This window comes from Thiothrix sp. (assembly GCF_028714775.1).
Lineage (GTDB): Bacteria > Pseudomonadota > Gammaproteobacteria > Thiotrichales > Thiotrichaceae > Thiothrix.
The window spans coordinates 34,617-48,634 of sequence record NZ_JAQTLS010000027.1 but is presented as its reverse complement, the minus strand read 5'-3'; the positions used below and the strand labels follow the sequence as shown (position 1 = coordinate 48,634).

Annotated in this window: 7 protein-coding genes; 6 read left to right on the top strand and 1 reads right to left on the bottom strand. The window is 52.6% G+C overall.

What is annotated here, in order from left to right:
* The 6 genes from PHE17_RS19000 to PHE17_RS18975 form a co-directional block, all read left to right on the top strand.
* Window positions 1-206 (top strand): hypothetical protein (locus PHE17_RS19000; RefSeq protein WP_301017493.1); only part of this gene is annotated, 206 nt, incomplete at its 5' end.
* A gap of 179 nt (window positions 207-385) precedes the next feature.
* Entirely contained in the window at window positions 386-6,133 is a 5,748-nt protein-coding gene (locus PHE17_RS18995) for a cadherin repeat domain-containing protein (protein WP_301017492.1), read from the top strand.
* Between the two features lie 131 nt (window positions 6,134-6,264).
* The gene (locus PHE17_RS18990) at window positions 6,265-6,891 is read left to right on the top strand and encodes a cadherin (RefSeq protein WP_301017491.1); all 627 of its coding nucleotides are present in this window, start codon (window positions 6,265-6,267) and stop codon (window positions 6,889-6,891) included.
* Between the two features lie 92 nt (window positions 6,892-6,983).
* The gene (locus PHE17_RS18985; RefSeq protein WP_301017490.1) at window positions 6,984-10,880 is read left to right on the top strand and encodes a hypothetical protein; all 3,897 of its coding nucleotides are present in this window, start codon (window positions 6,984-6,986) and stop codon (window positions 10,878-10,880) included.
* A 104-nt stretch (window positions 10,881-10,984) separates the two neighbouring features.
* Entirely contained in the window at window positions 10,985-12,286 is a 1,302-nt protein-coding gene (locus PHE17_RS18980; RefSeq protein WP_301017489.1) for an IPTL-CTERM sorting domain-containing protein, read from the top strand.
* A 319-nt stretch (window positions 12,287-12,605) separates the two neighbouring features.
* Window positions 12,606-13,130: a TlpA disulfide reductase family protein gene (locus PHE17_RS18975; RefSeq protein WP_301017488.1), complete on the top strand. Its 525-nt coding sequence runs from the start codon at window positions 12,606-12,608 to the stop codon at window positions 13,128-13,130.
* A gap of 68 nt (window positions 13,131-13,198) precedes the next feature.
* Here the strand turns inward: PHE17_RS18975 and PHE17_RS18970 are convergent, their stop codons facing one another.
* Window positions 13,199-13,900 (bottom strand): LysM peptidoglycan-binding domain-containing protein, encoded by a 702-nt coding sequence (locus PHE17_RS18970; RefSeq protein WP_301017487.1) that lies wholly within the window; start codon window positions 13,898-13,900, stop codon window positions 13,199-13,201.
* Window positions 13,901-14,018 lie beyond the last annotated feature (118 nt).

The following is a 14,018-nucleotide window of genomic DNA, read 5'->3' as shown; positions in this document are numbered from 1 at the left end:
CCAAGGTCAACAGCAACTTCAGGCTGGCGGGCTATTACGTGTCCGACTTGAACATGGATGGCACGACCTTGTATTCCGGCCCCAGCAATGACATCAACTTGTTGATGGGCAATGTGCTGTTGCATCCGGGTAATGCCACCTTCGCGGCTAACTATGTCGCGCAGGGTAAGTTGTATAAAAGTGCTGATGAAGATATAGACGACTAAACCAGTGGGTTAAAAACAGGGGGCGGACACCATGCCGCCCCTTTTTCATGCGCCGATAATCTGCTTTTTGTTGCCACTCACGCCCATTTACAGCGATGATTCCGTTGTTGAAAATCTGCCATGGTTACGCGAAAAATCCGGCAACCAGAATACTAATAATAATTTAGGGGAAGCTTCGCATGAAGGGTTCAAATTTCCTATTGCCACATAAACTCATCATTTACTTCACCGCAGCAATGCTGGCCTTACTAAGCGGCACTGCCTTTGCCGAAGGTACGAAACAGTGGACACCCGCAGCAAGCAACCACTCAGCACTTGCCATAGGAAATGCGGGGTACATATTTGCAGCACCCGGAGTCGCCGCAGATAACCGCCTATACATCCACATCGAAAAGCCAGACAGTGAAATTGTATACATAGGCTTATCAACGTTAGTTGATCCCACGGGCACGGATTCTGCCGGTACTTATACCTTTGAAATCAAATCACCCACGGATGCTAGTGTGCACGGCCCTTATTCGGTGGGTGGCGCTAACATCAATATATCCAGCCACGCACAAGCCGTTGCAGGCCCTGCTGCGATTGCTCCCGGTGGGTATCCTGTCTCAAACGCACAATGGGTATTTGACCCAACTGGGCTAGCAGCAGGCGATTATTATATTGAATTTACCAATGGTGCTCTCATTAAATGGTTCGATATTACAGTTGCCAATAAGGTAGCATCACCTACCGCCATTGATGGTCGGGTATGGTCGAAGGCGTGGGCAGTACGTGCCGCCAATCCGGCAACCTACAATGCTGGAAACTACTACGCAGAACCTTTTGCCGGGGCGCTATATGCCTATGACGATAAGAACTTTACCACCAAGATTGACTTTCAGGATTCTGGTTTGCGCCCCTTGCAAGGCCAGTTCTCATTCAACAATAGCGGGACAGGAACATCAGGTGACAAGGCAGCAGACCGCAAATCCGTAAATGCCGCCAACCAGACCAATCCTCAGCACAAAATATTCCTGAATCCACCCGATCCTGCCGCCTACCCGATGGGAGCGGAAGGGAAACTACAGAACCTGCCCCTTAGCATTCCAGACATCGCCGATACCAAGATTGCCGTTGATGTCACCCAGCCGGGCAATGCGGAAATCGTACTGGACTTTGGTGGGGATGGCAGCTACACCGCAGGCACTGACCGCCGCCTGTTTGCAACACTGGTGGCAGGCGTAAACAAAGTCGCTTGGGACGGCAAGGATGGGGCGGGAAAAACCGTCACGGAAAGCCAATTCCCAATCAAGACGATGGTTTCCTACACCCAAGGTGAGACCCATTTCACCGCTTATGACGTGGAAGGGCTGGATACCGGCTTCAATGTATTTACCCAAACAGCGAGTGGTACAACTGGCCCTAACCTGTTGTTCTGGGACGACTCCAACATCCCCGATCTTTCCGGCTTTGCCACCACCACTAAAGTCAACACCGACTTGGGAGCAATAATCCGTCAACCGTGGAGCAACATCAGTTACGGCGACACCAACACCATTAACACATGGTGGTTTGCATACCGTGACTACCAGACCTCATTGGTCAAGTTGGGGAACGCAACCCCAGTTATCACCAGCGATGGTGGCGGCGATACAGCTACGGTAAAAGTCAGCACCGGCAAAACTGCTGTGACCACTGTTACTGCAACCGACGCGGACAGCGATACCCTGACCTACAGCCTCAGTGGTGGCGCGGATGCTGCACTGTTCACCATTGATCTATCAACTGGCAAGCTGGACTTTAAAGCCGCATCAGTATCGGGTACTTATCAGGTAATTGTCCAAGTAGATGACGGCAAAGGCCGATCAGATACCCAAACCTTGACCGTGGTCGCAGATAAAGACACTGACGGTGACGGCATCTTCGACCTCACTGACCAAGACGATGACAACGACGGCATCCCCGACCTTGGCGAATGTAAGTTTGGTAAGCCAGTAGGTGGATTGCCCATTTCCCTTACCAATGAAAGTTTTGAGTTGCCCAAGCAACCGTCCGGGGTGTCATTCCCCATGAATGGTCAAGTACCCGGATGGATAACGTCTGCCACAGACAATTACTTTGAATATTGGGCGGACGGGGCGCTGGGTGTTTCTGCTTACCAAGGCCGACAATTTGCAGAATTGAATGCGTATCAGGTTTCCACACTGTTCCAGAAAATTGCCACCAAACCGGGCGATGTCCTGCAATGGTCGTTTGCCCATCGGGGACGGGCAGGCAATGACACCATTGCTCTGTTCATTGGTTCACCAACAGACCCGCTGGATGCGACTACCAAACAAGGGGAATACACCACAGGCAATACGGCGTGGAAGGTTTACACCGCCACTTACACCGTACCCGCTGGACAAACTATTACCCAATTTGCCTACAAATCGGTATCAGCCGCTGGGGGAGCAACAGTCGGCAACTTCCTTGATGCCATTTCCTTCTCATTACTGCCACCTTGTACCAGCGCAGACATGGATGAAGACGGCATCGCCAACATGGATGACCTCGACTCCGACAATGACGGTATCCCCGACAACATCGAAGCGCAAACCACTGCGGGCTATAAAGCACCGACAGGCACGGTCGCGGCTAACGGCATTGATACGGCTTACAGCACAGGGCTGACACCTGTTGATACTGACGGCGACTTAACCCCTGACTACGTGGACACCAATACTGAAAACAATGGTGGGGATGACGTAGCCGAAACTGGCCTGACATTAGCAAACACAGACAGTGACAATGACGGGCTGGATGATGCCGTAGACGCCAACAACGGCCTCTTTGGCCCAGCCAATGCTGACATCACTGATGTACTGAAAACTTACCCCGGCAATGGGGCGGAAGTCTTCTGGCGGGCAGTAAACATAGCGCCAATAATCACCAGCAACGGTGGCGGCGATAACGCGGCAATCACCATCGCAGAAAAAACGACAGCACTCACAACCGTGACCGCAACGGATGCGGACAAGGATACGCTGACTTACAGCGTCAGTGGTGGTGCAGATGCTGCCCTTTTCGAGCTTGACCCGACAACAAACACACTGGCCTTTAAGTCGGCGGCGGTGATTGGCACTTACACGGTCATCGTGCAGGCTGATGACGGCAAAGGCGAAGTTGATACCCAAACGTTAACTATTACCGTAGAGAAAGATACTGATGCTGACCGTATCGGCGACAGCGTTGACCTGGATCGTGACAATGATGGCATTCCGAACACCACCGAAGGTACAACCGACACCGATGGCGACGGCATCCAGAACCAGTACGACCTTGATTCCGACAACGACGGCATCCCCGATAACATCGAAGCACAAACTACCGCAGGCTATAAAGCACCTTCCGGGGTGGATGCGGACAAGAACGGCATTGATGACATTTACGGTGCGGGCTTAGTGCCAGTGAACACCGATGGCGCTGATACTGCCGATTACTTGGATACCGACTCCGATAACAGCGGTGCAAATGATACGCTGGAAGCAGGCTTGGCCTTGCGTGCCAACGATGCCGACAAGGATGGGCTGGATGATCAGGTGGATACAGATGATGCGGCCTTTGGCTCACCCAACGCTGGCATCACCAATGTGCTGACGGCTTATCCGGGCAATGGCACGAACGTTTACTGGCGCGTGGTCAATGCAGCACCTGCGATCCCGAATGCGGCTGCTATTGACTACGTGGAGAAAAGCACCACTCCTGCGGCTGATATTGCCGCGACCGATGACACCAACAGCGAAGGCAGCGGCCTGACCTATAGCCTCACGGGTGGGGCGGATGCCGCCAAGTTTGCGCTTGACCCGTTAACCGGGGTGCTGTCTTTCAAAACAGCGCCGAGCTTTGCTGCCCCAACCGATGCGGATACCAACAACACTTACTTGGTGGAAGTGGCAGTGGCGGACATTGAGGGGGTCATGACCAAGAAACTGCTGACCATTACGGTATTGAAAGACACTGACCGTGATGGCGTGGCTGACAAGAATGATGCGGACTTGGACGGTGATGGCATCCCGAATGCCACTGAAGGCACTGCCGACCCGGATGCGGATGGCATCCCTAACCAGCTTGACCTTGACTCCGACGCTGACGGCATCCCTGACAATATCGAAGCGCAAACCACCGCTGCATTCAAAGCCCCAACGGGTGTGGATGCGGACAAGAATGGTGTGGATGATGTTTACGGGGCGGGCTTGGTTCCGGTCAATACGGAAAGTACGGATAACCCGGACTACCTCGACACCAACAGCGATGGCACAGGTGAAACTGATACCAAGGAAGCAGGCTTGACCCTTGCTGGTGCGGATGCGGATAAAGATGGTTTGGATGATGCGGTAGATACCGATGACACCAACTTTGGCCCTGCCAATGCGGGCATTACCGATGTGCTGGCGGCTTACCCGAAACTTACGGCGGAGGTGAACTGGCGTATCCCTAACATGCCTCCTGTGTTTACCTCCCCGGCGGCGGCGACGTTCAGTGAGAACGGTACGGCAGCGGCATTGGATGTGCAGACTACCGACGACAAGGATGATGAGGTAAGCGGCATTGCGTATACCTTCTCCGGTGGGGTGGATGCGGCATTGTTCACTATCGACGGCAAAACCGGGGCTATCACTTTTAAAGCCAGCCCAGATTATGAGAAACCCACCGATAGCAACAAGGACAATGCTTACGTGCTGCAAGTGCAGGCGTGTGACTCGGAAACGGCTTGTACTACACAGGACGTGATCATCAATGTGATTGACGTGGATGAGGACAATGACGGGGATGGCTTGCTGGATTCGTTCGAGAAAAATGCGGGTGTGCCTAAGGACACGGATGGGGATGGCAAGCCGGATTGGTTGGATACCGATGACGATGGCGATGGCATCCTGACCAAGTACGAAGCGGCGGATGCCAATAAGGATGGCAAGCCGGATGATGCCTTGGATACCGATGGCGACAGTAAGCCCAACTATTTGGACACTGACGATGACGGCGACAAGAAGCTGACCAAGGATGAGAATGCCGACAAGAACAAGGATGGCAACCCACTGGATGCGCATGACATGGATGCGGATGGTATCCCGGATTATCTGGATGACAAGGAAGTGCCAACCGTGGTGCTGCATGTGCGTGGTTTCCTGCAAGGTTCTTATGATCCGGCAGAAAACCTGATGCAGGATGATTTGCGCCAATTGGGGCTGATCCCACTGGCACAGCCGTATTCCGACCGCATGACGGCATTCAAGTACCGGGGTAAGGAAACCACCACCCCTGCCGAACTGGCAATCACGGGCAAGGATGCGCCGGTGGATTGGGTGCTGGTGGAACTGCGTGATGCCAAGAACCCGCGTAACCGCATTACCGCACAGGCGGCTTTGCTCCAGCGCGATGGGGATGTGGTTAACCCGTTGACCAACGAGGCCAAGTTGCTCGTGCCGAATGTGCCGGAGGGCAACTATTACGTGGGCTTACGCCACCGTAACCACCTTGGTGTCATGACCAAAGACCCGATTGCCTTGTCCCCTACCCTGACGGCGACGGATTTCACCCTGCCCAGCTTTGCGGTTTACGGTGACTATGCACGCTTGGAAGCCGGTGATGTGGCAGTGATGTGGGCGGGTGAGGCCAACAACAACAATAGCCTGATCGCCAGCGGCCCCGGCAATGACACCAATGTGGTGTTGGGCACGGTGCTGATGCACCACAGCAACACCAAGGTCAACAGCAACTTCAGGCTGGCGGGCTATTACGTGTCCGACTTGAACATGGATGGCACGACCTTGTATTCCGGCCCCAGCAATGACATCAACTTGTTGATGGGCAATGTGCTGTTGCATCCCGGCAATGCTACGTTTGCGGCTAACTATGTCGCGCAAGGCAAGTTGGATAAAAGCGGGGATGAGGACTCAGACGACTAAATTCAAAAAATAATGGCAGGGGTACACCGCGTACCCTGCCATTCGTCAATATAATATTCCCATCAATCGAAAAACATTTATTATACCCATATCAATAAAACTGGGCTAAACCAACAACTAGGAGACAAGTAATGAAAATCAATAAGTCTTTCCGCCGCGCCGCGACTCTGGCAGGTGTAATCGCTCTTGCAATGGCTGCAAATGGGGCTGTAGCCAAAGAAAAAGCGGCTGACAAAGCTGCCGTAGCGGTATCTGCTGCACAAGTACTCGAATACAAACTGGCGCTGGCAGAAGACGGCAAAACCTATCAACTTGTGATGAAACCTTCCGCAGCACCAAAGCCAGACATCAGCCTGACCGGGCAAGTTACCTTGAAAGTCCCACATGACAGCGGTTTCAAAGTTACTGCCCTGAATAGCGCCGTTGAAGGTTCCAACTGGGTAGAAGCATCCCGCGTTGACGCACCGAAAGAAGATGCCAAACACGATTACATTTCGTTCTCTTTCGTTGGCCTGCAAGGCAGCAGCGCCCGCAACTATGGCTGGGAAGCCGGTAAAGAACAGGTGATTTTCAGCTTCCAAAATGAAGGCGGCTGTTTGGATGGCGTTGCCCTGATGGCAAACGATGACCCATTCAATGCCGCACCGAACTCCAGCAACACCAACCCCGGTAACCAATTCACCAACTTGGGTTGGGGTGCTGTTAGCGAAAACAATTACAAAGGCAACTACGGCGACCCGGTTGCTTGCCCTAAATAATAACAGTCTGCAAAGTAGCCAGCACCTTTACGCATGGGCTGGCTGCTCTAGCACTATTGCCTAATTATAAAAATGATTAAGAGAGTCCAACCATGCAATCCAGAAAACTTCGCAAATACCTCGGTCTGAGTGCATCGACACTGTTGCTGGTAGGCAATAGTGCGTGGGCAGCCCAGACGCTGGAATATACGATCCGGTGGAGCACCGTTGACGACAGGTATCATGTTTTCATGAAACCAAACGCAACGCCCAGCAAAGACATGAGCATGACGGGGCAGGTCACAATCCGCGTACCTCACGCTGCCGTCAGCGCTGAAAAATTTGTGGTGGATGACCCGCAAAACAGCATTTCCAACACCGTATGGTCGAACGATTCACGCGCCGATGCCCCATCAGAGGACGTGAAGGTAGATTACCTGTCCTTCACCCTGACCCCGATTAAAACCAATGCATTCGCTTGGGCAGCAGGCGTGGAAAAGGAAGTTTTCAACTTCCGTAACAGTGGCAAATGCTTAGGCCCGGTTGAGTTGATGAACAACGACACCGACCCTTTCAACAAACTGCCCAACTCAGTCAATACCAACCCCGGCAACCAATTCACCAACTTGGGTTGGGGAACGTCTTCCGACAACAACTACCTCGACAACTACGGCACATCAGCCGACTGTAGCGACAGTGTTGACACTGACGGTGACGGCCTGAAAGACGGTGTGGAAAAAACCCTCGGTACAGACCCGCTTAACACCGACACCGACGGCGACGGCATCAGTGACGGCGTGGAAGCCGCCGGTGGGGTTGCAACCGATACAGATGGCGACGGCAAAATCAATGCCCTTGACCCGGACGACGACAACGACGGCGTGCTGACCAAAAATGAAAACTACAATCTTGGCACACCCGTAGACGACGACTCCGACGGCGACAAAATTCCCGACTATTTGGATACTGACGATGATGGCGACGGCAAACTGTCGGCAGCAGAAGGCAATGACCCGAATAAAGACGGCTCACCCGCCGATGCGGTTGACACCGATGGCGACAGCAAACCGGACTATTTGGATGCCGTTGACGACCGCCCCGATGGCGATAAAGATGGTGTGAAAGATGCCGATGACCTCGACGACGACAACGATGGCATTTTGGATACTGACGAAGGTGCAGGCGTAACTGATACTGACGGCGACAAGATTCCAGACAGCTTGGACACCGACAGCGACGGTGATGGCGTACTCGACAGCATTGAAGGTAACGATGCCAACGGTGACGGTAAAGCCGACGTAGCACCGCTGGGCACTGATACCGACAAAGACGGCCTTGATGACGCTTTCGACGCCGATAACGGTGGCAAACCTGTCGTCAAACAAGACTTGGACAAAGACGGCAAGCCTGACTTCCAAGATGTTGACGATGACGGCGACGGCATCGTCACCAAAAACGAAGACCTCAACGCCGATGGCAACCTTGCCAACGACGATACCGATGCGGATGGTAAACCTAACTATCTGGACAACGATGATGACGGCGACGGCATCTTGTCCTCTGCGGAAGGTGACGACCCCAACAAAGACGGTTCACCTGCCGATGCCATTGACTCCGACGGCGACAAAATCCCTGACTACTTGGACAAGGACAACACCGACGGCCCATTAGGCGACGCCGATAAAGACGGCCTGACCAATGCGGACGAAGCGAAAATCGGTACAGACCCTAAAAACCCTGATACCGACGGCGACGGCATCTTCGACAATATCGAAGTCGGCCCAACCCCAGCAACGCCTATTGATTCCGACAAAGACGGTAAAATCGACGCTCTCGACACCGACGATGACAACGATGGCGTCCTGACCAAAAATGAAAACTATAACGCTGGCACACCACTGGATGACGACACCGATGGTGACAAGATTCCAGACTATCTGGACACCGATGATGACGGCGACGGCAAACTTTCCGCCGCAGAAAGCAATGACCCGAACAAAGACGGCTCACCGGCTGATGCAGTGGATACTGACGGCGACAAAATCCCTGACTACTTGGACAAGGACGACACTGACGGCCCATTGGCTGACCCGGACAAAGACGGCCTGACCAACGAAGAAGAAACCAAACTCGGTACAGACCCGAAAAACCCTGACACTGATGGCGATGGCATCAAAGACGGGGATGAAGTCAAACTCGGCACTGATCCGAAAAACCCAGATACTGACGGTGACGGCCTCAAAGACGGTGATGAAGTCACCAAAGGGACTGACCCGAAAAATCCAGATACTGACGGTGACGGCCTCAAAGACGGTGATGAAATTACCAAAGGGACTGATCCAAAAAATCCAGATACCGACGGTGACGGCCTCAAAGACGGTGATGAAATCAAAGCGGGTACTAACCCGTTGAACAAAGACACCGATGGTGACGGTGTGGATGACAAAACCGAAGTCGGAGCCTCCCCTGCCGCCCCCATCGACACCGATAAGGACGGCAAAATTGATGCACTGGATACTGACGATGACAACGACGGTGTTTTAACCGCAAACGAAAACTACAATGCTGGCTCACCGACCGATGACGACACTGACAAAGACGGCAAACCAGACTATCTGGACACCGACGATGACGGTGACGGCAAACTGTCTGCCGCTGAAAATAACGATCCTAATAAAGATGGCTCACCTGCCGATGCAGTTGACACTGATGGTGACGGCAAGCCGGACTATCTGGATTTGAGTGACAGTGATGGCCCCAAAGGCGATCCAGACGGTGACGGCCTGACCAATGAAGAAGAAGGTAAACTCGGCACTGACCCGAAAAACCCTGACTCCGATGGCGACGGCTTGTTGGACGGCGTGGAAAAAACCGCTGGCACTAACCCGCTGAATCCTGACTCTGACGGTGACGGCATCGGTGACAAAGTGGAAGTCGGCGCAGACCCTGCCAAGCCAGTTGACACCGATGGTGATGGTAAGGCGAACGCTGTTGACACTGACGACGACAATGACGGCGTTCTGACTAAGAACGAAAACTACAACGCTGGCACACCGCTGGATGACGACAGCGACAAAGACGGCAAACCAGACTATCTGGACACCGACGATGACGGTGACGGCATCCTGTCCGCTGCGGAAGGCAATGACCCGAACAAAGACGGTGCTCCGGCTGACGCTATCGACTCCGACTTGGATGGCATCCCAGACTACTTGGATACCAGCGTCAATGCGGTCAGGCTGCAAGTCAAAGTCATGCTGCAAGGTGCTTACAACAGCGTCAGCAAACTGATGCAAGACGACCTACGTACCAAAAACCTGTTGCCAACCAAACAGCCTTACAACATTGGTAGCATCAAGTATGCGGGTACAGAAGTGGCGACGGCTTCCCTGCTCACCGCCACTGGCAACAATGCACCTGTAGACTGGGTACTGGTTGAAGTACGTGACTCTGCTGTCTCAACCACCGTCAAAGCACGTGTTGCCGCCTTGGTACAACGTGACGGTGATGTGATGGATGCTGCAACAGGTGATGCATCACTGATGCTCACAGGTCTGCTGCCGGGTAACTACTATGTGTCTGTACGCCACCGTAACCACTTGGGTGTGATGACTGCGGCTCCTGTCAGCATTACCGCAACAGCTCCGGGTACATTGGTTGATTTCACCAATACCAGCACAGCCCTGTACGGTAAGGACTCACGCATCACCTACGGTACAACTGCGTTACTGTGGGCGGGTAATGCCAACACCGACTTGCGTGCCATTGCCAACGGCCCATCCAACGATACTGGCGTCATCCTCGGTGATGTCTTGTTGGCGGCTGGGAACACGTCAGTCAGTACCAACTTCCGCTTTAATGGTTATCAGCCAACCGACATCAATATGGATGGCGTCACCATTTTCGCAGGCCCATCCAACGATGTGAACCTGCTGTTGGGTAACGTACTGCTGCATCCGAGCAACAGCACGATCAGTGCAAACTACATCATCAACCAGCAATTGCCTTGATGATTAGTCTGGTTCAGGTTACAGGCAGTTAGCTGCCTGTAACCTGCCAGCACGGTGGGCTTACTAAGCTGACAATATAAAATTTAAAGAATCGGTATAAAAAAATGAGCAAATCGATCACTCGAACTGTTTCCCAAGGGCTTTTATTGCTGGCTGCCATGCAGGTTGGGCAATCTGCTTTCGCCGCAACAGATGGCGTCTCATACAAAATCGCATGGAGTCCCACCGATAGCCGTTACCATGTCTATCTACTCCCTGCCACTACCCCTTCCAAAGATTTAAGCACCACGGCGCAGGTAACAGTACGTGTTCCCCATGTGGCTGGTGCAGGCCAATTTACGGTCAACAAAATTTATCCCAAAACCGGGACGAACTGGACACAAAGTTCCACAGCTATCGCCGAGGAAGCGGATGGAAGTTGTTCCACCGATGGCTGCCAAACGGACGACAAAAGTGTGGACTACCTGTCCTTCACGTTCTCTCCGATTAACGTCGCAGCATTTGGTTTCAAAGCCGATACCGAAGTGGAAGCGTTCAGTTTCACCACCAACGCCGGTTCGTGCGTCGCTGGCATTGAATTGATGGATAACGCCAACGACCCGTTCAACCAGCTTCCTAACTCCGTTGGCACTAACCCCGGCAACCAGTTCACCAACTTGGGCTGGGTTTCTGCTGATGACAATAACTACCTTGGTAACTACGGTGGTGCTGTCACGTGCTCGGATACTCCGCCACCAAAACCCACTGCTGCGGTTGACAGCGCCACCACGACTTCTGATACCGCCATCAGCATTGATGTGCTGGCAAACGACACCATCCCGAGTGGCGAGACAGCGACGTTGACTGTTCCAGACACGGGTACGGGCGCGGCACAACACGGCACGACCAAAGTTGAATCCGGTAAAGTCACTTACACGCCGACAGCCAGTTACGTTGGCGCTGACAGCTTCACCTACCGTGTTACCTTGGGTAATGGGGAATACAGCGAAGCCACCGTCAGCCTTACCGTTGACAGCTCCGATACCAATACAGGCACTACGGATACCGACAAAGATGGCTTGACCGACAAGCAAGAAGCCGCCATAGGAACAGACCCGAAGCTTGCCGATACTGACGGTGATGGCATCGGCGACAAAGAAGAAGTCGGTAGCGATGTCCTAAATCCTCGGGATACCGACACTGACGGCAAAATTGACGCAAAAGACAATGATGACGACAACGATGGCATCCCAACCGCTGACGAACCGGGTGACAAAAATAACAACGGTGTAGCCGATTATTTGGAAAAAGCCAGCACCCCAGAAGCATCACGGGTAGCCGTCCCCACCCTAAGCGAGTGGGCACAAATACTGCTATCATTGCTGTTGGGTGCAGTAGGGTTGCGGCGCTATTGGCAGGCGAAGTAAATCAAGTTGGTTTATCTTTTTGTAGACAATTTAAGCGCACCAGTTTTGACTTTTATCAGGTAAATGTGCGGTATTTGTCGTAAAAAAACAACTTGCATTGAATTTTAGCGGGGCATAGGCTTATGCTCTAGCTTGAGTGAACCGCAATCTATCTTAAAGTGCGCCAGCGGAACGCATCAATTGCTGGGGTTTGCGACCCCGCAGTTGATTGTCGGACTGGACGGTTAAGAAGATACTTTACAATAAAAATACCCGTTCCGAGACGTGATTGCTGGCATTTTGTTGTGTGTATAGGGCCAACCAAAGTTGAGGGTTAATGATGAAACTGTTTAAACGGGCAATTACGCTGTCTGTCTTTCTTCTCGCGTCCATGACGTCAGTCGTTTCTGCCAATCAGGCTCCTAATTTTTCGTTCAAGGATGTTGATGGGCAACACCATCAGTTCTCCGAATACCGTGGGAAATGGGTGATTGTCAACTATTGGGCAACTTACTGCGGCCCATGCGTAGCAGAGTTGCCAGCATTAAATAGCGTTGCCAAACGCTTCAAGGACAAGGTTGTTGTACTCGGCATGGAAGCGGGTGAAACCCCTGCCAGTGAACTGAAACAGTTTGCTGAGCAGCGTAATCTTGCCTATCCCATCGTGCCAACACAGGACAGCACCATGTTCGCACTGGGTTTGATCTACGGTGTACCAACCACCTATATCATCAATCCACAAGGCCGGGTTGTTGACACCCACATGGGTGCTATTTCTGCTGCCCAATTGCAGAATTATATCCGTTCTAACAAACGTCCTTCCGTTGCTGACAAGAACGAAAACTGCTTGACTGGCGTCTGCTGATACCATCCGCCTGAAGCAAAAAAACCCGCGTGCTAGGCGGGTTTTTTTGTTTGTAGCATTTGCCGAAATTATTTCAGCCGCAAGGTTTGACCCGGTTTGATGGTGTAATCAGGCGCTTGCAGATTATTCAGACGGATAATGTCTTTCCAATAAACCCCGGTGTTACGCATGACCTGAAACACGGTGTCGCGCTGCTGGACGACATAGGTATCACCGCCTGCGTATGTGCCACCTGTACTGGCAGGTGCGGTCGTGGATGTTGTGCCACCTGTTGAACCCGTGTACCCGTAATCGTAATACGTGCCAGTGTTGCTGCCAGTTGCCGCCGTACTACCTGTCGCATTGCTGCCTGAACCGCTGTAGTCGTAGTAGTAACTGCTGCCCGTATTGGTTGCAGGTTTCGGTGTGCTGTAGCTGGAATAATCCCCGGCTGAGGTGCTGCCTGTGTAAGGGTTATTATTCGCAGGTGGGTTGTAAGCGTAGGTATTGGCGGGTGGTTGGTTGTTAACTGGCGGGGGATTGCCCGCAGCACCTGCCATACAGCCATCACCGTGATGGTGTGCCAAACCTTGCGGTGGCAATACATGCGTATGTACTTTGCCGCAATGGTTATGAGCCACTCCGCCCGCTTGTGGGGCGCTTCTTGCAACGGTAGTGCCACGATTGTAGTTATTGGCTCCGGGGTACTGCCAATAAGGGTTAGGGGCGCAAGCTGCCGTCGTCAGGCCAACCAACGCGATAGCTGTTGCCAGTTTGATTTTTCTGTCCATGATTTCACCTTATCACTGATAAATCCAAGGGGGGTGTAAAGACACTCACAATTTTTGTGCGTAAACAATTTGTTACTAACTGTAAGAAAAAGTTTCCCAATTAGCAAATATCATTCAC